The 23,016-nt window shown below is 52.7% G+C and carries 25 protein-coding genes; 7 read left to right on the forward strand and 18 right to left on the reverse strand.

Annotation, left to right across the window (positions count from 1 at the left end):
* The first annotated feature begins 181 nt into the window (after positions 1–181).
* Positions 182–1,813 carry a Na/Pi cotransporter family protein gene (locus OGV74_RS00050; protein WP_003031618.1) on the forward strand — a complete coding sequence of 544 codons (1,632 nt, stop codon included), beginning with the start codon at positions 182–184 and terminating at the stop codon, positions 1,811–1,813.
* 65 nt (positions 1,814–1,878) lie between these two features.
* Here OGV74_RS00050 and pepE read toward each other — a convergent pair whose 3' ends face one another.
* Positions 1,879–2,568, reverse strand: a complete 690-nt coding sequence (pepE, locus tag OGV74_RS00055; RefSeq protein WP_003841421.1) for a dipeptidase PepE — start codon at positions 2,566–2,568, stop codon at positions 1,879–1,881.
* Between the two features lie 213 nt (positions 2,569–2,781).
* Between pepE and OGV74_RS00060 the strand changes: the two genes are divergently transcribed.
* Both OGV74_RS00060 and OGV74_RS00065 read left to right on the forward strand, forming a co-directional pair.
* Positions 2,782–3,141 carry a type II toxin-antitoxin system RelE/ParE family toxin gene (locus tag OGV74_RS00060; RefSeq protein WP_286520071.1) on the forward strand — a complete coding sequence of 120 codons (360 nt, stop codon included), beginning with the start codon at positions 2,782–2,784 and terminating at the stop codon, positions 3,139–3,141.
* Complete coding sequence (locus OGV74_RS00065) at positions 3,131–3,448, forward strand: helix-turn-helix domain-containing protein (protein ID WP_086504756.1); 318 nt, start codon at positions 3,131–3,133, stop codon at positions 3,446–3,448. The genes OGV74_RS00060 and OGV74_RS00065 overlap by 11 nt, the downstream gene beginning before the upstream one ends.
* A gap of 9 nt (positions 3,449–3,457) precedes the next feature.
* Here OGV74_RS00065 and OGV74_RS00070 read toward each other — a convergent pair whose 3' ends face one another.
* On the reverse strand, positions 3,458–3,736 hold the full coding sequence (locus OGV74_RS00070) for an addiction module antidote protein (protein ID WP_008324306.1): 279 nt from the start codon (positions 3,734–3,736) through the stop codon (positions 3,458–3,460).
* Positions 3,737–3,793: 57 nt separating this feature from the next.
* On the opposite strand from OGV74_RS00070, the gene OGV74_RS00075 reads away from it, so the two are divergent.
* Positions 3,794–3,976, forward strand: a complete 183-nt coding sequence (locus OGV74_RS00075; RefSeq protein ID WP_234400788.1) for a hypothetical protein — start codon at positions 3,794–3,796, stop codon at positions 3,974–3,976.
* Positions 3,977–4,021: 45 nt separating this feature from the next.
* On the opposite strand, the gene OGV74_RS00080 is transcribed toward OGV74_RS00075, so the two are convergent.
* From OGV74_RS00080 to OGV74_RS00115, 8 genes are all read right to left on the reverse strand, one after another.
* Positions 4,022–4,834, reverse strand: a complete 813-nt coding sequence (locus tag OGV74_RS00080) for a shikimate 5-dehydrogenase (protein ID WP_086504757.1) — start codon at positions 4,832–4,834, stop codon at positions 4,022–4,024.
* A 1-nt stretch (position 4,835) separates the two neighbouring features.
* Positions 4,836–6,059, reverse strand: a complete 1,224-nt coding sequence (sorE, locus tag OGV74_RS00085; RefSeq protein ID WP_086504758.1) for an L-sorbose 1-phosphate reductase — start codon at positions 6,057–6,059, stop codon at positions 4,836–4,838.
* A gap of 67 nt (positions 6,060–6,126) precedes the next feature.
* A complete protein-coding gene (locus OGV74_RS00090; RefSeq protein WP_003031641.1) occupies positions 6,127–6,951 on the reverse strand; it encodes a PTS system mannose/fructose/sorbose family transporter subunit IID in 825 nt (274 codons plus the stop codon).
* 11 nt (positions 6,952–6,962) lie between these two features.
* Complete coding sequence (locus OGV74_RS00095) at positions 6,963–7,760, reverse strand: PTS mannose/fructose/sorbose transporter subunit IIC (protein ID WP_003841402.1); 798 nt, start codon at positions 7,758–7,760, stop codon at positions 6,963–6,965.
* A 65-nt stretch (positions 7,761–7,825) separates the two neighbouring features.
* Positions 7,826–8,320 carry a PTS sugar transporter subunit IIB gene (locus tag OGV74_RS00100; RefSeq protein WP_003031646.1) on the reverse strand — a complete coding sequence of 165 codons (495 nt, stop codon included), beginning with the start codon at positions 8,318–8,320 and terminating at the stop codon, positions 7,826–7,828.
* Complete coding sequence (locus OGV74_RS00105) at positions 8,320–8,727, reverse strand: mannose/fructose/sorbose PTS transporter subunit IIA (RefSeq protein WP_086504759.1); 408 nt, start codon at positions 8,725–8,727, stop codon at positions 8,320–8,322. Before OGV74_RS00105 ends, OGV74_RS00100 begins: the two co-directional genes overlap by 1 nt.
* Positions 8,728–8,736: 9 nt before the next feature.
* Positions 8,737–9,543 carry an SDR family oxidoreductase gene (locus tag OGV74_RS00110; RefSeq protein ID WP_003031649.1) on the reverse strand — a complete coding sequence of 269 codons (807 nt, stop codon included), beginning with the start codon at positions 9,541–9,543 and terminating at the stop codon, positions 8,737–8,739.
* Positions 9,544–9,613: 70 nt separating this feature from the next.
* On the reverse strand, positions 9,614–10,567 hold the full coding sequence (locus OGV74_RS00115) for a sugar-binding transcriptional regulator (protein WP_071696333.1): 954 nt from the start codon (positions 10,565–10,567) through the stop codon (positions 9,614–9,616).
* Between the two features lie 469 nt (positions 10,568–11,036).
* Between OGV74_RS00115 and rluF the strand changes: the two genes are divergently transcribed.
* The gene (rluF, locus tag OGV74_RS00120; protein WP_003031653.1) at positions 11,037–11,918 is read left to right on the forward strand and encodes a 23S rRNA pseudouridine(2604) synthase RluF; all 882 of its coding nucleotides are present in this window, start codon (positions 11,037–11,039) and stop codon (positions 11,916–11,918) included.
* Here the strand turns inward: rluF and OGV74_RS00125 are convergent.
* The 7 genes from OGV74_RS00125 to rtcR all read right to left on the reverse strand — a co-directional run bounded on the left by OGV74_RS00125 (position 11,915) and on the right by rtcR (position 19,198).
* Positions 11,915–12,187: a YjbD family protein gene (locus OGV74_RS00125; protein ID WP_003031655.1), complete on the reverse strand. Its 273-nt coding sequence runs from the start codon at positions 12,185–12,187 to the stop codon at positions 11,915–11,917. The genes rluF and OGV74_RS00125 overlap by 4 nt on opposite strands.
* Before the next feature lie 62 nt (positions 12,188–12,249).
* Positions 12,250–13,008 (reverse strand): DeoR/GlpR family DNA-binding transcription regulator, encoded by a 759-nt coding sequence (locus tag OGV74_RS00130; protein WP_005132777.1) that lies wholly within the window; start codon positions 13,006–13,008, stop codon positions 12,250–12,252.
* A complete protein-coding gene (locus tag OGV74_RS00135) occupies positions 12,995–13,852 on the reverse strand; it encodes a Cof-type HAD-IIB family hydrolase (RefSeq protein ID WP_044702271.1) in 858 nt (285 codons plus the stop codon). The genes OGV74_RS00130 and OGV74_RS00135 overlap by 14 nt, the downstream gene beginning before the upstream one ends.
* 17 nt (positions 13,853–13,869) lie before the next feature.
* On the reverse strand, positions 13,870–14,709 hold the full coding sequence (locus OGV74_RS00140) for a beta/alpha barrel domain-containing protein (RefSeq protein WP_044702272.1): 840 nt from the start codon (positions 14,707–14,709) through the stop codon (positions 13,870–13,872).
* Positions 14,710–14,736: 27 nt separating this feature from the next.
* Entirely contained in the window at positions 14,737–16,323 is a 1,587-nt protein-coding gene (locus OGV74_RS00145; protein WP_199880198.1) for a PTS sugar transporter, read from the reverse strand.
* Between the two features lie 244 nt (positions 16,324–16,567).
* Positions 16,568–17,506: a ketopantoate/pantoate/pantothenate transporter PanS gene (gene panS, locus OGV74_RS00150; protein ID WP_044702276.1), complete on the reverse strand. Its 939-nt coding sequence runs from the start codon at positions 17,504–17,506 to the stop codon at positions 16,568–16,570.
* Between the two features lie 111 nt (positions 17,507–17,617).
* Entirely contained in the window at positions 17,618–19,198 is a 1,581-nt protein-coding gene (rtcR, locus tag OGV74_RS00155) for an RNA repair transcriptional activator RtcR (protein WP_086504762.1), read from the reverse strand.
* A 448-nt stretch (positions 19,199–19,646) separates the two neighbouring features.
* Between rtcR and OGV74_RS00160 the strand changes: the two genes are divergently transcribed.
* The gene (locus tag OGV74_RS00160) at positions 19,647–20,774 is read left to right on the forward strand and encodes a slipin family protein (RefSeq protein ID WP_049016177.1); all 1,128 of its coding nucleotides are present in this window, start codon (positions 19,647–19,649) and stop codon (positions 20,772–20,774) included.
* A 5-nt stretch (positions 20,775–20,779) separates the two neighbouring features.
* Positions 20,780–21,565, forward strand: coding sequence for a nucleotidyltransferase domain-containing protein (locus OGV74_RS00165; RefSeq protein ID WP_086504763.1), 786 nt, complete (start codon positions 20,780–20,782; stop codon positions 21,563–21,565).
* Between the two features lie 42 nt (positions 21,566–21,607).
* On the opposite strand, the gene lysC is transcribed toward OGV74_RS00165, so the two are convergent.
* Positions 21,608–22,957, reverse strand: a complete 1,350-nt coding sequence (gene lysC, locus OGV74_RS00170) for a lysine-sensitive aspartokinase 3 (RefSeq protein ID WP_003031667.1) — start codon at positions 22,955–22,957, stop codon at positions 21,608–21,610.
* Positions 22,958–23,016: the final 59 nt, after the last annotated feature.

The raw sequence follows: 23,016 nt of genomic DNA on the forward strand, positions 1-23,016 counted from the left end.
CTTTATTACGTTTAAACCCTTATACTGAAAGAAGGTTCGCGAGCGCTATTTGCCGGCTGGCGGCGTAAACGCCTTATCCGGCCTACAAGGGACATTCTGTAGGCCTGATAAGCGCAGCGCCATCAGGCACGCTATCTGCGCCGAGCCCAGGAACATATAACGATAAGGAGTACTTGATTCCGTGTTAACTCTGTTACACCTGCTTTCTGCCGTCGCGATGCTGGTTTGGGGTACGCATATTGTGCGTACCGGCGTGATGCGCGTCTTCGGCGCCCGCTTGCGTACCGTGCTCAGCCGTAGCGTTGAAAAGAAGCCGCTCGCCTTTTGTGCGGGTATCGGCGTGACTGCGCTGGTGCAAAGCAGCAACGCCACCACCATGCTGGTGACCTCGTTTGTTGCACAAGATCTCGTGGCGCTGACTCCTGCGCTGGTGATTGTGCTCGGTGCCGATGTGGGGACCGCGCTGATGGCGCGTATCCTGACCTTCGATCTCTCCTGGCTGTCGCCACTGCTGATTTTTATCGGCGTGATCTTCTTTCTCGGCCGTAAGCAGTCCCGCGTGGGGCAACTGGGGCGGGTCGGTATTGGACTGGGGCTGATTTTACTGGCGCTGGAGCTGATTGTGCAGGCAGTAACGCCGATCACTCAGGCTAATGGCGTACAGGTTATTTTCGCCTCACTTACCGGCGATATCATGCTGGATGCGCTGATTGGCGCCATGTTTGCGATTATCAGTTACTCCAGCCTGGCGGCGGTACTGCTGACGGCAACGCTGACCGCGGCGGGCATTATCTCGTTCCCGGTAGCGTTGTGTCTGGTGATTGGCGCCAACCTCGGCTCTGGTCTGTTGGCGATGCTCAACAACAGTGCTGCGAATGCTGCTGCCCGTCGTGTGGCGCTCGGCAGCCTGCTGTTTAAGCTGGTGGGCAGCCTGATTATCCTGCCGTTTGTTCATCCGCTGGCCAATCTGATGGATGAACTGCCACTGCCGAAATCTGAACTGGTTATCTACTTCCACGTCTTCTACAACCTGGTGCGCTGCGTGGCGATGGTGCCGTTCGCCGAACCGATGGCGCGTTTTTGTAAGCGCATCATCCGCGATGAGCCGGAGCTGGATGCACATCTGAAGCCCAAACATCTGGACGTCAGTGCGCTGGATACGCCGACGCTCGCTCTGGCTAATGCCGCTCGTGAAGCGCTGCGTATTGGCGACGCAATGGAGCAGATGATGGACGGGTTGAAGAAGGTGATGCACGGCGAGCCGCGCGAAGAGAAAGAGTTGCGCAGGATGGCGGATGACATCAACGTGCTGTACACGGCGATTAAGCTCTATCTGGCGCGGATGCCAAAGGATGAACTGGCGGAAGAGGAATCACGCCGTTGGGCGGAGATTATCGAAATGTCGCTCAACCTCGAACAGGCTTCCGATATCGTTGAACGTATGGGCAGCGAGATTGCCGATAAGTCGCTGGCCGCCCGTCGGGCATTCTCGGTAGAAGGGCTGAAAGAGCTGGATGCACTTTACGATCAGCTGCTCAGCAATCTGCAGCTGGCGATGTCGGTGTTCTTCTCGGGCGATGTGACCAGTGCCCGTCGTCTACGCCGCAGCAAGCACCGTTTCCGTATTCTCAACCGTCGTTATTCGCACGCGCACGTTGACCGTCTGCATCAGCAGAACGTGCAAAGCATCGAGACCAGTTCCCTGCACCTGGCGCTGTTGGGCGATATGCAGCGTCTGAACTCGCTGTTTTGCTCCGTGGCCTACAGCGTGCTGGAACAGCCGGATGAAGACGATGAGCGGGATGATTATTGAGTGAGGTGAAGCGGTAGGCCGGATAAGGCATTTATGCCGCCATCCGGCATCAGACAACAAATCAACTAAAAGCAGTGGCCTGCTTCAACAGCAACCGCCTCTTCACCCGCTTTAAAGATATACGTGGTGTTCGGGCCGCCGAGCACGGACTTACCGTTACTCACCTTGATCCAGTTACCTTCCGGCAAGCCAATCACCGTCAGCTCCGGTGCCACAACCAGCAGTTCGCGGATACGCTGTTCACGCGTTTCGCCTTTGTGGCCTTCCGGCAGCGCGTTGGTGAAATGTGGGTTAATCTGCAGCGGGAACAGACCCAGCGCATCAAAGCCTTTGGGATCGACAATCGGCATGTCGTTGGTGGTGCGGATGGTCTGGCAGGCAAGGTTGGAACCCGCGCTCCAGCCGATGTACAGCGCACCGCGTTTGACGACATCCACGATCGGCGCCAGCAACCCGCGCTCACGACTCTCTTTCAGCAACTGGAAGGTATTCCCGCCGCCGACAATCACCAGCTCGGCGTTTTCAATGGCTGCAATTGGATCGGCAACGGTATGAATACCGGTAACGTTAACGCCCATTGGCGCAAAGATGGCTGCCGTTTTCGCCGTGTACTCATCCCAGGTTTGCGTCACGCCGGCGAACGGAATAAACACTGCCGTACGGCGACCATTCAGTTGCTCTGCGATCAGCGGCAGCGCATGTTCCATCCAGCCTTTGCCCGGCAGCGTCGAGTTACTCAATAAAAGCAGTTCCATCATTTCTCCATGTAATCAGAAAATTACAAACCGCGCTAATGCTACCACTATCAGCCTGACGCCTTACTGATATGGCTCACGATGTTGGAAGTGAGGTTCTGGAAAGCGCCTCGCAGACTGGCGTTTTATTTCGGCTGAAAGGGAGATTGTTGATTTATTCTTCTGGTGGGCAATGGCATTTTATACCTAAATGGATATAATTAAGGGGGGAGGATGACGAAACCACTTTACTGGGTTGGGCAGGCCAGAAAAGACCTGATTGCAATGCCAGAACACGTTCGGGATACGTTTGGGTTTGCTCTTTGGCTTGCGCAGCAGGGTAAACAGCATTCACAGACTAAACCATTAAAAGGATTTGGTGGAGCGGGGGTTCTGGAAGTCGTTGAGGATTATCACGGCAACGCCTGGCGGGCGGTTTACACCATCCAGTTGAAAAATGCGGTTTATGTTCTCCATGTTTTTCAGAAGAAGTCCGTTTCCGGGAAAGTAACCCCGAAACCTGAAATTGACCTGATTTATCAGCGGCTCAAGGCTGCACAGCGCCATGCGCAGGAGAGTGGATATGTCACATGATGTCGAAACCAGTAGCGGTAATGTTTACGCCGATTTAGGTGCGTATGACGCAGAACAGATGCAGTTGAAAGCGCAGCTGGCAATGGTGATTGGTGAGATTTTGCAACGCAAAGGGTTAACGCAGCAGCAGGCCGCGCAGTTACTGGGAATGACACAGCCTAAACTTTCCAATCTGCTACGCGGCCAGTTTCGCGGTATCAGTGAAGTAAAGATGCTCGAATGCCTGGTGAGACTGGGTCGTGATGTAGAGATTGTTGTTGGGAAAGAGGGCAATATGTCAGGAAAGCTGAAAGTGAAATTTGGCTGATATCCAATTTCAAACCTTAACTGTCAATCCAATACCGAGCGCCTTCATCACCGCCAGCGTGGTTTTCAGCGTCGGGTTTCCTTTCTCACTAAACGAGCGGTAGAGTTGTTCGCGAGATAATCCCGTTTCTGCCGCGATGTTCGCCATTCCTTTAGCGCGTGCCACCACGCCCAACGCTTTTGCAATGTACGTTGCATCGCCTGTTTTGCGTCTTCTTCTCTCATACCGCAAGCCGATCTGTTTTATTCTCCACTCGCCGAGGCGTTTCGCCATCTTGATTGTCGCCATCTCACCACCGAAGAAAATCTGGCGCTATCGTTTGGCTGTGAAGAGGTGCTGGCAGGGTTGTACCAGACGCTGAATTTTATGGGCGAAAGCCTGCTGACTATGTCAGGTGAAAGTCAGGGACATTTTTCCCATGAGAGCGTATGCCAGTTAGGACACAGTCTGGTAAACATCAGCCAGTTGATTCCCGCGCTGGCGCGGTTGGAAGCGAAAGCCGATCAGACGCTGCTTGCTGTTGCGTAGAACTTAAAAAAGAGCGCCCATCCCCGGCGCTCTGTTCCTGCTCCTTTACCCCGCCCGCGCAAATTCTGCTGCTTCGGCAATCAGCGCGTCATCCGGGCGCACGTCGGTGTACATGGCGAATTGCTCTACGGCCTGTAAGGCAATCACCTCTGCGCCGCTGATGGTCTTTTTACCCAACTGCTGTGCCAGCTTAATCACCGGCGTTTCCGGCGGCAGAGCGACCACGTCAAACACTATGCTGGCGGTCGCAACCATCGCTTCGCTGTAGGCCAGTTCATCACACTCTTTCCCGCCCGCCATGCCGACGGGCGTCACGTTGACCAGAATATCGCAGGCAATTCCATCCGGCTGCGGCTGCCACTGGAAACCGTACTGTTTTGCCAGCGTAGTGCCGCTCTCTCGATTACGTGCGGCAATGATTACATCCGTAAACCCCGCATCGCGAAAGGCGGCAATCACCGCTTTGCCCATGCCGCCGCTGCCGCGAATCATCACGCGTGCGCTGCTATCGAGCTGGTGGCTGGCAATCAGGCTTTTTACCGCGATATAGTCGGTGTTAAATCCTGTCAGCGTACCGTTGTCATTGACGATGGTGTTGACGGAATCAATGACGCTTGCGGAAGGAGCGATGGCATCCAGAAACGGCATGCAGCTCTCTTTAAACGGCATTGAGACCGCGCAACCGCGGATACCCAGCGCGCGAACGCCTTTCACTGCGGCCTCAATATCCTGCGTGGTAAAGGCTTTGTAGATAAAATTTAACCCTAATTTTTCATACAGATAGTTGTGAAAGCGAGTGCCAAAGTTGCCAGGGCGACCGGCAAGCGACATGCACAACTGGGTGTCGCGGTTAATCATGTTAAATTTCCTCGGCGTGAGACAATATGTACTGTTCGGCTTCCTGCGACCAGACCCCCTGATGACGCTCCAGGATATCGCGCAAGGCTGGATCATCAATCTGAGTGAGCGCGGTTAATGGTAAGGCTTTGCCGGTGTAAACCAGTTTTTTCCCGCCGCCGATTTTTGGCAGTTCCAGCGTTGTTTCACCTGCCGCATTTAACCCCAGAATGTGCGTCACCACTTTTGCCGCCTGAACTTTCTTCTCTTCGATCAGTTTTACCGCCGCGCGCATGTCGTCGGTATTGCCGCCAGACGTCCCAACATAATGGGTGAAGGCGTAGTGTACGTCGTAGAAGTTAATCGGCGCGCTAAACTGCTTATCCTGCGGACCAGCAAAGAAGTTCATGCAACCATCGGCAGCCAGCAGGGAAGAGGCCAGCGTAACCAGCTGTTCGTTGGGCACAAACACAAAGATGTCATCAAACCCGTGCCCGCCGCTCAGCGCCATCAAGGTGTCATAACTCGCATCCTGGGCGTGGAGATAATGGATCAACGTTTGTGGTTCTGATGGATAGTGCTTGCGGGCGTAGCTCAACTTGTCGTTATTGGTGTCGGTTACCACCAGCAGCGCCGGGTTAACCGGGCCATGCAGTGCATAGTCGATCGCCAGTAGTCCCATCGGACCGGTGCCGCCGAGTATCAGTGTATGTCCCTGCGGACGAATGCCCATCTTATGGTTATAAGAGCCTTCCTGCAGGTGATAGTTGGCGTTGAATGCGCCAATCACGCAGGATAGCGGCTCAACCAGCGAACCTTCAAAATAGGTTTCACCTTCGTAGGCCAACAGGCAGTCCTGCTCCATGACTTCATCAGGAATGATGACGTGCGTGGCTTCACCGCCCACCCACGGGAAGGAGTAGCCGGGACAGTCCGGGCGATCCGGCAGTTGCAGGTTAGCCTGAATGACATAGCGCTGGCCGGGCTGAAACTTATGCTGCCATTTTTTGCCTACGGCAATAATGTCGCCGCAAAACTCATGACCGATGATGATCGGGTTGGTGGCCACATCGTCCGGCACCTTTTTGTGGTTCTCGCCCTGGTTAGCCTCTTTCCAGGAAGAAAGGCACAGGCTGTCGGTTACGACTGAGGCCAGAATTTCGTCATCCTGCATTTCAGGAAGGTCGAAGGTTTCCAGGCGCAGATCGCGTTTACCATAAAGGCGTAAAGCTGTTGTTGTTTGCATTGTTACCACCTCTTCCTCTTTCGAGGACATTTGTTGAAGTTGCCCCGGCATTGCCGGAGCGAAAAAATCAGGACAGGAAGCCCAGTGCGTTACCGATAATTCCCAGCGCAAACAGGGCGAAGATTAGCCATACCGGATTAATTTTCTTGTTGAGCAGACGCACCATCAGCAGCGTCAGACCCAACGCCAGCAGGCCGGGGCAGAGTTGGTCGAGAATGTTCTGCACGGTCATGGTGACGGTGGTGCCGTCTGCGCCAGGCGTTTGCGATACCACCAGCGGCACGTTGATGCTGGTCCATTTGGTGACCAATACTCCCATCACAAACAGGCCGAGAATCGATGCGCCTTCGGTCAGTTTCTGTAGCAGGTTGCCGCCCATGTCGCTGACGATGTTGACCCCTTTACGAAAGCCAAGCTGTAAGCCGTACCACTTCATTGCCAGACGTACTGCATTGAAAATAAAGAAGAACAATAGTGGGCCGAGAATGTTGCCGGACAGCGCCAGCGATGCGCCGAGCGCGGCGGTAATCGGGCGCAGCGTTCCCCATACCAGCGGATCGCCGACGCCGGCCAGCGGACCCATCAGCCCAACTTTGATACCGTTGATGGCACCGTCGTCAATTTCCGCACCGTTGGCGCGAGCTTCTTCCATCGCGGCGGTCACGCCAATCACCGGGCCGCAAACGGCAGGTGTGGTATTGAAGAACACCAGGTGCCGTTTGAGTGCTGCAACCTGGTCTTCTTTCAGCGGATACAGGCGCTTGATGGCAGGGATCATGTCGTAGCAAAAGCCCAACCCATGAATGCGTTCAAAGTTGAATGACGCCTGTTGCAGGTTGGAGCGAACGAACATGCTAAACAGGTCGGATTTGGTCAGTTTTTTCTGTTCCATGGCTGGCTCCATTAGTCATCAAGCTGATCGATAGCTTGAGAAGAGGCGGGTTGCGCCTGCGGTTCGGCTTTACGCCACTGTGGGTTCAACTGGATGTAGACCAGCGCGATAATCACGCCAACCCCACCGAAAGCCAGCAGGCTCAAATCGAGATAACCCCCAGCGATAAACCCGAGGAAGAAGAAGGGCATCAGGTACTTCACCCCCATCATGCGCAGCACCATGGCGTAGCCGACCACCACGATAAAGCCACCGGCAATCTGCAATCCGCGGGTGACGAATTCCGGAATGGCATTGAGCATATTGCTGACCATATCGGCGCTGACAAACAGCGAGACGATTAATGCAGGAATGGCAACGCGCAGCGCCTGTACACCGAGAGCGGAAACGTGCAGCATGTCGATGGTACGAAAGCGGGCGTCTTCGGCGGCTTTATCCGCCGCGTGCTGGAACACCACGGTGATGGTACGGGCGAATACCGTCAGTACCTGACCTGCCGCCGCCACCGGCAGGGCGATGGCGATACCGGTAGCAATGCTTTGCTGACCGACGATAACCAGAATGGCAGAGATAATACTGGCGAGCGCCGAATCGGGAGACTGCGCTGCGCCGACGTTCATCCAACCCAGAGCGATTAACTCCAGCGTGCCGCCGAGCATAATCCCGGTTTTTAAATCACCGAGGATCAGGCCGATAACGGTACAAGCAATTAGCGGACGGTGGGTCTGGAACTCATCCAGCACGCTACCCATTCCGGCAATACAGGAAAATAGAAATATGGCGATAATTTGTAGGGTACTTATTTCCATAATATGTCACCTTGTGAATGTGATCATCCCTGCCTGTTAAAGCATAAGTACACAGGCATTTTTATTTATTCAGCGAACGATTGTTCTTCTATTTTTTCGAGAATATTAATAGATGGATCGGATGCGACGACGCGTAAATCCAGCGTGACACCCAGTTTATCTAACTCACGAAACGCATGAATATCGTCGTTATCTAAAGAAACGGCTTTGGTTAATTGTTTTTTACCTGGTCGCCAGGCCATGCCGCCAATATTTAATGTGGTGATTTTTACCCCTTGTTTTACCATTGCTAATGCATCCTGCGGGCGGGTAAATAGATAAAAAACGGTTTCGTTCTGGTATTGCGGATTATGGTAAACTGCGACCGCCTTTTCGATATTAACAACGTTCACTTTCATTCCCGGCGGGGCGGCCTGACGTAATAATGTACGACGTACTTCATCGTTATAAACGTCGTCATTACAGATAATAATCCGTTGGGCATTTGCCACCTTCGACCAGACGGTGGTGACCTGACCGTGGATCAGGCGGTCATCAATACGAGCAAGGGTAATGTTCATCAGAAATCCTCTTCGGCCGTTTCCAGATGTTTCCAGACGACACAGGTTTGTTGAGTAATGGTCGTCAGGTGTTCGCACAGTTCATCCACATTCATGCTGCTTTGGTTGTCTACCAGCTCCAGCGCCAACGGCAGTGATAACCCGCTAATGACCCGTATCGCCGGATTGTGCATTGCCAGCGTCGCGGCAGCATTCCAGGGACTGCCACACTGCAAATCGACGGCAATCAGCCATTCATCGCCAGTGTGAATACTTACTAACTTTTTCAGCTTTTCCACGATGTCGCTGGCGTTCTCTCCGGGGACAAATGCCACGGCTTCAACGTTGGCATCACCGTAGACCATCTGTACCGATTCCAGCATGGCGCAGGCCAGTTTGCCGTGAGCACAGAAGATTGCATTGACCATAAAACCTCCTTAGCCGCGCGTTTTTCCGCCAGCAATGTTAGTGGTTACTCCGGTTATGTAACTGGCGCGCTCAGACAAAAGATAACAAACAAAATCAGCGACTTCGCTTAAGCGCCCTGAGCGACCAATTGGGATCGCGTTCTTGGTGTAACCCTCGCGCAGCTGTTCGACAGTGATGTTGCGAGTCCAGGCCAGCGCTTCTTCATATTCGGGGGTCCGCAGTCCGGTTTTTTCCAGAATGCCAGGTGCAATGCCCACCACACGAATGCCGTGTTTGCCCAACTCTTTCGACCAGGAACGGGTAAAGCTATTCAATGCGGCTTTGGTGGCGGCATAGCAACTTTGGCCCTCTGAACCTTCCAGCCCGCTTTCTGAAGAGACATTCACAATCACGCCGTTACGCTGTTTTACCATTTGGCGTGCCGCTGCTTGCGACATTAAGAACACACCTTTTTGGTTGATATTCACCATTTTTTCAAAAGCGGCTTCGTTGAGTTCATATTGCCCGGCGGGTGCTTTTTCATCGACCAGTAGCCGCGGAAAATTAACGCCTGCGTTATTCACCAAACCATCGATACGCCCATAGCGGTGGATAATTTCGGTAACGGTATGATTAACTTCTTTGGCGCTGGAAATATCTGTCGGCCAGAAATGATATCCATTATGGCCTTCATATTTACCGTCACCACCGTGAATATCCGCCATTTGCACATTAGCGCCCTGCGCTAATAACTCTTCAACAATCGCCAGCCCAATACCGGATGCACCACCGGTAACAATAATGACTTTGCCCTGCAAGTTTAACCACGTTTGCATAATTAACTCCCGATTTCAGATAAGGGGATCCCACATAAAATTAATTATGGCAGGACCAATTAGAATTTATTTACTTCAACAATAATTCAGCGGTATGGCTGTTGGTGACTAAACAGTTAATATAATTCCCACGTAATGCGCCTAATATCCCACTGTATTTTTCTTCACCCATTGCAATGCCAATGGAGTAACGCGTCTGTTTTAATTTATTGGTTTCGATGGAGAGCGTCTTTTCACTCATATTGGTTTCTACGGTTACACCGTTGATATCGTAAAAGCGTGAGCAAATGTCTCCGGCGACCCGGCGAGCATGCAGGTCATCACTCTCTTCACTGCCGTAAAAAGCGTGCCAGTTGGCGCCATCACGTATTGCCGGAGATCCAATCCCGACCAGCGCGATGTCCAGATTATCCCAATAAGCGGAAATCGATTTAAAATGTCGTGACTGCATGATCCCGTTACGGATCAGCGGGTTTTCCAGCAGTGCCGGGAAATCTGCCAGGTGTGATTCCCCTTTAAGCTTTGCCGCAGCGCCGTAGGTTAGCGTATTGACGTGGTAGCGGCTTTCAAGCTTGCCGGACGGTCCGCCGATAATCGGCACGCAGATCAGCTGGCGCGACTGGCTGGCAGGGGATAACCCTTCCACCAGTCCCCGTACCGCGCGGCCCCATGAGAACCCGATAATGTCCCCAGGTTCCAGTAAGCGTTCCAGCAACTGTGCGCCGTGCACACCCATCATTGCGAGTTGTTCGTCTTCCTGTTCACTGTCGCAGGAAACCACCACCGCTTCTTTCAGGCCAAATTTCTGTTTTAGCTGCTGTTCCAGCCACAGATTTTCGTTGTAGTCGTAATTAATGGCGATGGTGACGATACCCTGCTCGCGTCCACGTTTTAGCAAACGACTGATCGTGGTGCGGTAAATACCCAGCTCGCGGGCGATTTGCGCTTGTGTCATATCCTGTTCGTAATACAGCTGCGCTATCTTTACGATTAGGCGGATATCATCGCTGTTTTCCGTCGCCATTTTTGGACTCCTGCACATTTGTGCAAATCACGAAATTGTCTTCTTGATCTGATATAACCCCAACTGTTCTCCATCTCAAAGCTATTTTCACTTATTTCAGTGCCCTGTAATGACCGATTGTGTTGCACATTTGATGTGGTGATGGCGTGCTGTCGGCACAGATGTGCTTGTCTCTCTAATGTATTGATTCTGCTTGTTTTCACCCAACAAAATTGCAGGGATGGATCGCTGACACTTTTGTGTCAAAAGGTGTGACGGATCACAAATAGTGCGTGGGCAGTCGAACACGATTATTTTTTATCGTCCGCAAGGTAGGGTATATTTCGCTTTTAATACACAAAAGCATTCAAGTTGTATCAAGGCGGCAAGGGAACGAATTCCTGGGAGCATAGATAACTATGTGACCAGGGTGAGTGAGGGCAGCCAACGCAGAGACGGCTTGAAGGATGAAGTGTATACAGGAGAAATTATGCTGCCCGACTCATCCATCCGATTAAATAAATACATCAGTGAAAGCGGAATCTGCTCGCGTCGCGAGGCGGATCGCTTTATCGAACAAGGGAATGTCTTCCTGAATGGTAAACGCGCCACCATCGGCGATCAGGTGATGCCTGGCGACGTCGTAAAAGTGAATGGTCGGTTGATTGAGCCGCGTGAAGCGGAAGATCTGGTTTTTATCGCGCTGAACAAGCCGGTAGGAATTGTCAGCACCACCGAAGACAGCGAACGCGACAACATTGTTGATTTCGTGAATCACAGTAAGCGCGTGTTCCCTATTGGCCGTCTGGATAAAGATTCCCAGGGGCTAATCTTTCTGACCAACCACGGCGACCTGGTGAATAAAATCCTGCGTGCCGGTAACGATCACGAAAAAGAGTATCTGGTGACGGTAGATAAGCCGGTCACTGATGACTTTATCCGTGGTATGGGGGCTGGTGTGCCAATCCTCGGTACCGTCACCAAGAAATGTAAGGTGAAGAAAGAAGCGCCGTTTGTGTTTCGCATCACGCTGATTCAGGGGCTGAACCGTCAGATCCGTCGTATGTGCGAACACTTTGGCTATGAAGTTACCAAGCTTGAGCGCACACGCATCATGAACGTGAGTTTGTCCGGCTTGCCACTGGGTGAATGGCGTGACCTGACGGATGACGAACTGATCGATCTGTTCAAGCTGATTGAGAATTCATCCTCAGAAGCTAAACCGAAGGCGAAAGCGAAGCCAAAAGCCGCCACAGCAGGCATCAAGCGCCCGGTAGTGAAAATTGAAAAATCGGCGGAGAAAGAGAAATCGCGCCCGGCGGCAAACGGCAAGCGTTTTATCTCACCGGGGCGTAAGAAGAAAGGACGTTAACGTCTGCCGCGCGTTGGTGTATTCGCCGACCAGGAAAATGACGCCTCTGAATCCGGTTTATAAGCCTGCTTTTTCTTCAATTGGCGGGCTTTTTTAGCTTCTGCTTCGCGCAAGGCCATCAGTTTATCGATGTACTCTTTCTTGATGCTGTTTGTTTCAGCGTTGGTCAGCAGGCGACCATGTGCAATGCGCGCGCGGTCAAGCAGCGTTTTCAGTTCACGCTGTTCGCGCTCGGTCATCTCTTTTTGGGTAATGCGGGGGAGTGCCATACGGGTGCCCTCTGTTAGCCGATATCCTCAGTGTACGGTAATCCTGGCCAGGCTGATAGCGCTCAATAGGCAATACGCAATTTTCCGCCAAAGTCCTGCTGGGTATAACCCGTTGTTTTGAATCCTTTATCCGTGATGATGCTATCGATTTCTTTTAACGTGGCGATACACATCACCCCATCCTGACCAAATTTGGTATGGTCGGCGAGAATTACCGCTTTTTTGCTCATGGCAATCATGGACTTCGCCACGTACGCCTCATCAAAACTTTTTACCAGCACTCCATGCTGAGGCGAAATTCCACCTGCGCCAATAAAGCAGATATCGGCGTGAATGGCGTTAATTTGCTGACAAACCGAGACACCGAGATTGGCGCGAAAATGGTAGTCATATTCACCGCCTAAGACGTAAACGCGGGCCTGAAGATTATGCTCTTTAATTTTATCCGCAATTAACGCTGAGTTGGTAATAACAGAATAAGCGAGTGGGGGTAATAGTTCAGCAAGAATTAAGTTAGTCGTACAGGAGTCAATAAACAGCGTATCGCGTTCGCTAACCATCGTGGCGGCAATTTTACCAATTGCCATTTTTTCATCACGGTGTATATCAATCCGCGCGCCGAACTCATCTTCCTGAACGACCTGTTTTTTGACAGCCCCGCCATGGATTTTGGTAATTTGTCCTTCGGACTCCAGTATCGAGAGGTCACGGCGAATGGTCTCTGATGTAACTTTTAGCGTTTCCGATAATTTGATGACTGTGACTTCACCGAACTTATTTAATTCATCAAGAATATGTTTTCTTCTTTTAATCGGGTTCATTATTTTCCGCCAATGTCGTGCTTTGGCGCATGGTAACTGGATGCGCAAAGCAACGCAACCACTCCAGTGCACAGACAATACCTTCATCATCATTAGAGGCCGTTACATAGCTGGCGTGTTGTTTTACTGCATCAGGCGCATTGCCCATGGCGATACCGATGTTCGCAGCGGTAAACATACTGATATCGTTCTGCTGATCGCCAATCGCCGTAACCTGTTCGGTCGCTATATTTAGCTGTTGCCTTAACATGTTTATAGCATAGCCTTTGTTTATTTCAGTACGTTGGATGTCAATATAATTCCCTCCGGTGATTGTCGCCATATAACCATAGGGTAATTCATTATTCATTGCCGTACATAATGCATTTACTTTTGATTGTTCTGCCACTAATGTGATCTTATAAATGTCATGCTGATTAAAAATATATTCAGGCGCTGCCGAAATAAAGGGTAGCTCAAATAAGTTGGCCTCATAAGTCGTCCATGGTGCCACGAGTCGGTCATCACGATGATAAATAGCATCGGCGCTAAAAAAATGATGGGGGTAGCAGGAAAGAGATTGGTCAATCTCCCGGAGAGCCATGCAAGAGAGTGTCGCAGTATGAATCATATGCTGCGACGTCATCTCCAGAATTTGCCCGCCATTAAAACCGGCGCACCAGGCAAACAATTTATCTACCTGTTGCTGTTGTAACAGGCGCACCATAGAGGAGACCGGCCTGGCGGAACAGGCTGCCAGCAGACCGCCACGCTGGCGGAACTCAACCAGCGCCTGACGCGTGCGCGGGCTGATTGTTTTCTGTGATGTCAGTAACGTTCCATCCAGATCGGTCACCAGCAACATTTCTCTTTCCTCTGCGTTTACTGAGCAATAAACGGCGTGACGGCCTCTTTGGCGGCGTTGCAGACCATATTGTCGATTGCCGTACCGACGACCAGAATATTGACCCCGGTATCTTTAAACGCTTTGGCGTTGGCGAGGTTAATACCGCCTTCTGCCAGCGTCGGTACATCAACCGCGCCAACCAGCGCTCGCAGCCTTTCTTTAATGGCCTGTGGAATGTCGCCTGCGGCTACGCCTTCATAGCTCATACCGGTCATCAGGCCGATCATATCGACGCCAATTTCCTGCATCCGCTTCGCCACGCTGGAAACCTCTTCCGGCGTGCGCGCAGGAATACCGAAAGTATGCAGATCGTCCGGGTGACCAATATAGGCGTCAACGGTCAGACCATATTGATGGGCGAGATTAACGATATCCTGCAGATCGTCCCAGTCGGATTTATGCGTGTGCAAACCATCGGCTCCGGCACGGGCAATCTCCAGAATCTCAGTGTCACTGAGCGGCACGGGCAAGGTTTCGGTAAAACCTCCCGCAATACCCACGGTAATGAAAATATCGTCAGGAACCACGTTACGCACGCCGTGTACCGCTTCAGCCATTTGCCCGTTGGTGATTTCATGGCGGATCTGCTCCGCTGCATGCATATTGCTCACGCCTTTATGTCCACGCGCCAGCGCCAGTGCTGGGTGGTTTGGTTCCAGCAGCTTAACGCCTGCCTCACACACCGCTTTCGCCAGACGCGCATCGTCGCCAGTGATCCCGGTACTGAGGATGGTTTGTCCGCCGTGGAGCGCAATGGCGTCTTTCACTTTCTGTAACGCTTTGGCGCGTTTTTTATTCATATCGCCTTTAAACATGGTGTACCTCTGGTGTTGGTGCATTAATTAACGGGCTGACGCTGCAGGTTCGCTCTGTACGACAGCCTTAAAACGGTTAGCAATAATGGTGGTAATACAGGTCATCGCCATTGTTGTGATCATCACGATGGCCATCTGAAGCGCATTGCTGGACAAGAACGGCGAGGCAAAAGCGGGAACATAGGCCACGCCTTTAACGTTAAAGAAGCCCAGCATCATGCCGCCCATTCCGGCCCAGAAAATGGCGGAGCCAAAGACAATTTTGTTGGCGAACATGAAGGGGTAGGCAGATTCCACGAAGGTTCCGAAACCCAGGTTTATAAGCAGCCCCGGTGTGGCGACGGCGGCTTCACTTTTTTCACGAGGGGCGATAACGTTGGCAAGGTTAATCCCTGCGGCAACCATCACCAGACCCACCATATCGACTGCGCCGAGGAAGCTTACGCCGGATTTTTCCATCTCCAGCAGAACCAGCGGCAGGATGACCGCATGATAGACACCGCCCAGGATGGCTGGCCAGATAACCAGCCCTGCCAGCAGTCCGGCAAGAACAGGACTGAAAGCCAGGGTGCTTTCGATAGCCAGTTTGATGTAATTACCTGCTGACAACGCCAGCGGACTCAATAGATAGTGCATGATCAACCCGGCGGCAAGACCTGAAATCCCACCGGCAACGATGTTGACGGTGGTCATCGGAAAGCGCCAGTTCAGGCATAATTCAAACAGCCAACGAACGAAAATCCCGGCCATCAAACCACCGATGATCCCGCCAATCAGGCCCCCCTCGACGGACAGCACCCCAGCGACGACCCCGGCAACGATTGAGACTTCATCCAGCTCAGAAATCTGTTTTGCCGCCAGCACGGCAACCAATACCGGCAGGCCTTTCAGCAGGATTTCAAAAATATCGTTAAGTTTTTCCAGACCCGGGATGTGGCTCAGGGCGAGAACAATCGCCATCGCGATAAAGCCAGGCAGCGCAGGGATCATAATGCTGCGAATGTTAAAGCGTTTGAGCAGGCTCTTTCCGGAGCCACCCTGGGAGGGTGAAGCGTTACCCAACTGCGGCTTGTACTTAATGCCCCAGTGTTTACACAGAGACGCCACGAAAGAGACTGCGCGGGTTCGGCTGGTGGTGCCGGTCGTACCAGAGGTAGCGACAATATTTGCCCCTTTTGCAGCCACCAGCGCCATTGACGTTCCGCCGGTGCCAACGATCGGCGTTTTCATTTCAACGGCGGCGGTGAAGACTTCGTGGTTCGCTTTTCCCGGATCGGCGCTCATCACAACGATTCCGTCGATCGCGCCGCTACGGATCATCTCAGCAATCTGGCGATCGCTTTCGACCACCGATGCGTTCACCTCTGAAAGTTTGCCCTGAAATACCCTTTGTGGTTTTTGTTGGTTTTCTGTGGTTAATGCATACACGGATGCCGGTGTGTGGGGTTTGGCTACATCCATCGAAGCTTCCGCCGCGATAAACTGCACGGCGGCAACTTCCACACCTGCGGCTTCGCACTGCTGATAGATTTCCTGGAGTAACTTCTCTGGCTCTGCGCCACCCAGGTTGTAGAGGTTGCCTCCACTGCTTCCAATAATCGCAATTTTTTTCATAGCGGCCTCGAAGATAGGGTAAGGGTTTATCTGTGTTGTAGTGACAGCATATTCCCAATTAAAACAAACCAAATCAACATCTATGAAGTGGGTTTATTTGAGTTTTAAACTGTATTTTTTATATATACAATTGAAATATAACAATTAAATAATTATTTTGTTTTATGTTGATGTTTGTTGTTTTGTGATGAGGTTCAAATGCAGATAGGGAGAAATGGAGGATGCCTCCTCCATTTTATAGAGATCAGTGTTGTTTTACTGCGTGCGGTTTCTCTTCAATCGCCTTCCCGGACCAGTAACCCGCCAGTAGCGAACCAGAAAGGTTGTGCCAGACGGAAAATAGCGCGCCGGGCAGAGCGGCGAGCGGACCGAAGTAGATTTTGCCCAGCGCAGCGGCGAGGCCGGAGTTTTGCATGCCGACTTCAATCGCCAGTGTGCGGCAGGTGGATTCATCAAAGCCGAACAGTTTCCCGCCCCAGTAGCCGCCAAGCAGGCCAATGGTGTTATGCAGAATAACGGCGATAATTACCACAAAGCCGACTGACGCTATGTGCGACGCAGAACCTGCCACAACAGCGCTGATAATCGCCAGGATGCACACCATAGAAAACGCGGGCAGATACGGTTCTACGGCTTTCACGACGCGTGGGAACAGATGGTGAATGACCAGACCCAAAGCAATCGGAATAACCACGATCTGCAGAATACTCAGCAGCATACCCATCACATCCACCTGGATATGCGCGTCGACGTAAAGACGGGTGAGCAGCGGCGTGGCGACAACACCGACCAGCGTTGAAACCGATGAAATCGTCACGGAGAGCGCCACATCGCCTTTCGCCAGGTAGATCATTACGTTAGATGCCGTTCCGCTGGCCACGCTACCGACCAGCACCATACCTGCGGACAATTCCGGCGGCATATTAAAAGCCAGCGCCAAAATCCATGCGGCGAGCGGCATCACCAGATAGTGCAGGAAAATACCCGCCGCGACCGGGGCCGGGCGTGAGAGTACGCGTTTAAAGTCATCCACCTTCAGGTGCACGCCCATACCGAACATAATCAGCATCAGTAACGACGGCACGAATGGCCCGACAGGCGTAAAGGTGGAGGGTGTGTAATACGCAATAACAGAGAGCAGCAGCGCCCATAACGGGAACAGCCGCGTGAGAGTAGCGAGCATGTTGTATTCCTTGCGATTGAAATGTGTTGTGTTGTTATAAAAAAGCCGGGATCGAGCCCGACCATAGTTATGGTTTATCGCGTGATGGAATATTATTCAAACAAATTATGTTTATGTTCCGCAGTGAATGTTTTCCCAGCTCAGCCCGAAGCGGGCGAGATATTTGCGCAGGCGGTCTGCATCGTTAGGATTGGCTTTTTTCTGCCGCGAGACGGCAAAAAGCTCGCGTCCGGCTTCCGACAGCGACGCGCAGCGGCGGCACACTTCCAGTACCGTTTCTAACTGGCGGCGATCGAACAGGTCAATGTCCATATTCAGTTCAGGCTGCGGAGTTGCTATCTGCCAACTCTCCTTTAGCAGCGCAATCTCTTCTTCGACAAGGGATAAGGTGATGCGACCTTGTTCGGCAAGGGTCGCCATGCGCGCGATGGATGAACTTAGCTCGCGAAAGTTGCCGCGCCATTGCGCCTGTGGGGAGCAGGCAAATGCCAGATAGGAAGCGCGGGCTTCTTTATCGAAACGGATTTGCGTCTGTTTGCTGCTGGAGAAACGTTGCAGCTCATACTCGACGTTCGGCGCGATATCTTCCCGCCGCTGCGCCAGACCGGGCAGAGCGAAGCTCCACATATTGATACGCGCGTAGAGATCCTCGCGAAAACGGCCTTCAGATACCCATTGCCGCATGTCGCGATGGGTGCCGGCAATCAGCTGAAAATCGCTGCGTACTTCTTTGTCTGACCCAAACGGGAAAAAGGTTTTTTCTTCAATCGCTTTTAGCAGCATGGCCTGCTCATCCAGCCCTAATTCGGCGATCTCATCGAGAAACAGCACGCCGCCATCGGCCTCTCGCAGTAATCCGCTACGCGCCGTGAGCGCACCGGTAAAGGCTCCCTTCACGTGACCGAACAGCGTGGACATCGCATTGTCGCCGCGCAGGGTCGCGCAGTTAACCGCCACCAGTTTTCCCGCTACCAGATGCCGCGACTGGCGTAGCTGGAAAATGCGTTTCGCGAGGAAGGATTTGCCCGCGCCGGTAGGGCCGGTGAGCAGGATCGGGTCGGTCGAACGCAGAGCGACCCGCTCAATGCGATCGATCAGTTTATTGAAGGTGGCGTTGTGCGTATCAATCCCGGCTTTCAGAAAAGAGACTGACTGCTGCTGTTCGCGCTGAAAACGGCTGGTGAGCGTGGCGTAGCGGCTTAAATCGAGATCGATAACCGAGCAGACGCCAGCGGCGACGGCCTCATCTGATGAACCGCGTGGCGCCGGGCTGGTTTGCAGCAGGCTGGCGGGCAGGTAGCGGGCTTCCGTCAGCAAAAACCAGCAGATTTGTGCCACGTGAGTGCCGGTGGTGATGTGCACCAGATACTCTTCGTTTTCCGTATCAAATTCATAATGCGTGGCAAAGTCGAGAAACGCGGCGTAGACCTCTTCAAAGTCCCACGGATCGTTAATGGTGACGGCATGCGGGCGAACATGGGTGTGCGGCGAAAGCAGCGCGACGTCTTCAATCAACCGTTGCGCCATACTCTCATCGCGTGGCTGGTGGAGGAGTTCCAGCCTGTCGACAGGGAAATCGGGTTGTTGGCATAGCCCAACCGTGGGTCGCCACTTCTTAAACCGATTGGCCCGCTTGCCGCGCTTATCGAGCACCGTTCCCAGTACGCCAATCACTACCCGTCGCTTCTTCATGGTTTATCCAAAAAGATAAATAAGAGAATAAAAGATAAAAAAATTAACCCGTCGAGACAACCGCCATTATTGGCATCAATAATTAAAATTATAAAAATCAATTAATTAACAATTAAATATGCCTTTTTTAATTCCTGGCACGCTTCTGGCAATAACACTTGCGTCAATCACGCTGAAAGCGCAGGGGGTTAAACCCCGCCGGCACGTCAGGAACGGCACAGGCTGTTTTCCGGGAGTGTTCCGTCAGCCGATGACACACAGTGGGTTCGATTCCCAATTTCATCCCCGAATGAAAACTGGTTGTTAATCATAGAAATAAAGCGGAGTGATGTGCAGTTAGCACGCTCCAGAACAGGCTGCCGGTAATGATGCCGTGTGACAGGCAAAAAGGAATTCCCCTGTCGCTTCGCCCCTGCACCCGCGCCTGACTCACAATAAGGAATAAAAAATGATGAAAAAAATCACTATTCGTAAAGGCCAGCTTGGCCTGTTATCCCGACAGGGTGATTACTATCAGGTACTGGATGCAGGTGAACACCGTTTGCCATGGTTTAACACTCCGGACGTTCTGGTAATCAATACCGATGGCAGCGAAATTCCGGAAGCGCTCGCGGAGTATTTACGTCGCTTCCAGCCTACATGGGTGGAGCAGTACTGTGTGGTAGCTGATTTAACCGATACTGAAGCAGGTGCGCTGTATGTGAACGGCGTCTTGCAGGAAATTTTGCCACCGGCAACGCGCCGTCTGTACTGGCAGGCTGATGAAGCACTGAAGCTGGTGCGGATGGACACACGTCAGGTTTTGGTTCCTGTTGACGTGATGAACGCGGTGTTACAGCCCCGTCGCAGCGGTGTGGTGAAAGGTCGCGAAGCTATCTTAACGGTGCAGGTCCCGGCGTGGCACGTCGGTGTACTGAAAATTGATGGTGAAACTCAGGCGCTGTTGCTGCCGGGGTTAACAGCATACTGGAAGGTAAACCATCTGATTGAAGCGGAAGTGGTGGATACCCGTTTGCAGGTGCTGGAGGTTGGCGGTCAGGAGATCCTGACCAAAGATAAGGTCAACCTGCGTTTAAACCTGGCGGCGAACTGGCGTTATAGCGATGTGCTGCTGGCATTTGGTCAACTGACTAAACCGCTGGATCACCTTTACCGTGAGTTGCAGTTTGCGCTGCGTGAAGCGGTGGGAACGCGCACACTGGACGAATTACTGGAAGATAAGCAGGCGATCGATGAAGTGGTGAGCGCGCAGGTGAAAGCCCGCATGACGCCGTTTGGTATCGAAGTGGCTTCACTGGGGGTGAAGGATATTGTCCTGCCCGGCGATATGAAGGCTATTTTATCGCAACTGGTTGAAGCGGAAAAATCCGCCCAGGCCAACGTGATCCGACGTCGTGAAGAGACGGCCGCCACGCGATCGCTGTTAAATACGGCAAAAGTGATGGAAAACAACCCGGTAGCGCTGCGCTTAAAAGAACTGGAAACCCTCGAAAGAGTTGCTGAGCGTATCGATAAAATCTCGGTGTTCGGGGGCCTGGATCAGGTGCTGCACGGCCTTGTGAACATAAAAGGATAAGAATAATGAGTTACAACACAGTGGACGGCGCAATGCGTGAAAGGGTATTGCGCCAGCTAAAAGAGGTTGAGCAGCGCTATGGCGTCAGGGTGCTGTATGCCTGTGAATCCGGCAGCCGTGGCTGGGGATTTGCCTCGCCGGACAGCGACTACGACGTGCGATTTCTCTATGTTCATCCCCCTGAATGGTATCTGCGGATCGAAGCGCCACGCGATGTTATTGAGCTGCCGATAGATGATGAGCTGGACGTGTGCGGCTGGGAATGGCGCAAGGCGCTGGGGTTACTCAAAGGCGCAAACCCGACGCTTATCGAGTGGCTGGATTCGCCGGTGGTCTATCAGCAGGATGACGTGACCGTTTCGGCGCTGAAAGCGCTGGTGCCCAAATGGTTTTCTCCGCTACGTGCCCGCTGGCACTACTACTCTATGGCGCGGAAAAACTTCCGTGGTTATTTGCAGGGTGACGACGTGCGATTGAAGAAGTACTTCTACGTTCTGCGACCCCTGTTGGCGGTGCGTTGGGTGGAAGCGGGCAAGGGCGTACCGCCGATGCGTTTTGCCGAGCTGCTGGCGGGAAGTGAACTGGATGCGCCATTGCGTCATGAAATTGATGAGCTGTTGGAGCGCAAGCAGTGTGCGGGTGAAGCGGAGTACGGCCCGCGTCGTCCACTGTTGCATGCGTTTATCCGCGCCGAGCTGGAAAGAGGAGAGATTCCACCGGCGTTGCCGGATTGCCGGGAAGGCGATGTCAGGGAGCTGGACAGATTGTTATATGAAACGGTGATGCGGTGAAAATGCCCGATGGCCTAAGAACCATCGGGCGTTGACGTCTACTTATTCAAACAAGTTATGGTGTAGCTTCTGTACAACCTGCTCGGCTTCAGTACCGGGTACCAGGAAGCACAGGTTATGGCTGGACGCGCCGTAGCAAATCATTCGAATGTTGAATGGCTCCAGTACGCCGAACACCTCTTTACCCACGCCGCAGGCTTTGGACAGGTCATTGCCAATCAACGCCACCAGCGCCAGGCCTTCTTCCACTTCAACCCGACACAGGGCAGACAGTTCCATCAGCAGAGACTGTGTTAACAGTGTATCGCCGGTGGAAGTTGAACCAGTGGTATCCAGCGTCAGCGCGACGCTGACTTCGGATGTGGTAATTAAATCGACCGAGATATTGTGGCGTGCCAGGATGCCGAACACTTCCGCCAAAAAGCCGCGAGAGTGCAGCATATTCAGGCTATGCAGCGTCAGCAGCGTCTGCTTACGGCGTAATGCCAGCGCCCGGAACAGCGGTGGATTCGCGGTTTTATTACATACCAGCGTACCGCCTGCTTTTGGATCCTTACTGGAGCCCACAAACACCGGAATATCGCTACGTACGGCTGGCAACAGGGTTGCCGGATGCAGCACTTTCGCGCCAAAGGTCGCCATTTCCGCGGCCTCTTCAAAGGCAATTTCATCAATACGCTGCGCAGCCGGAACCACGCGCGGATCGGTCGTGTAAATGCCGGGAACGTCGGTCCAGATATCAACGCGCGTTGCGTGTAGGGCTTCTGCCAGTAAGGCGGCGGTATAATCGCTGCCGCCGCGTCCCAGCGTGGTGGTGCGGCCCTTGCCTTCACTGCCGATAAAGCCCTGAGTAATCACCAGACCTTCGCTCAGACGCGGGGCCAACTGGAGCGTTGCCAGTTCAGCCAGCGCCGTGACGTCGGGTTCTGCACGACCAAAACGATCGTTGGTGCGCATCACTTTACGCACGTCAAACCACTGCGCTTGCACGTTGCGTTCACGCAGGATCTCGACGAACAGCAGGGTAGACATCAGTTCACCGTGGCTGACCAGTTCGTCGGTCAGCGCGGTTGAGGTCGCCAGTGACGCCGCTTCTGCCAGTGTGGTGATGTTTTCCAGCAGACGTTCGATCTCTTCACGGATCACGTTTGGATAACGCAGGCGTTCCAGAATATTGAACTGAATTTGACGAATGGCATCGAGTTTTTCGAAGCGCGCGGTTGGCTCCAGCCCTTCAGCCAGTGCGACCAGCAGGTTGGTGATTCCCGCAGAAGCGGAAAGTACCACCACACGGACGTTAGCATCAGAAAGCACTACATCAGCGCTGCGATTCATGGCATCAAAATCCGCCACGCTGGTACCACCAAACTTGGAGACAACTACATCAGTCATAACTACCTCGTGTCAGGGAATGAATAGAGCGACCATGGCACATAAGGCAGAACGAAAAC

Source organism: Citrobacter sp. Cf116 (assembly GCF_030336505.1).
GTDB classification, from domain to species: Bacteria; Pseudomonadota; Gammaproteobacteria; order Enterobacterales; family Enterobacteriaceae; genus Citrobacter; species Citrobacter freundii.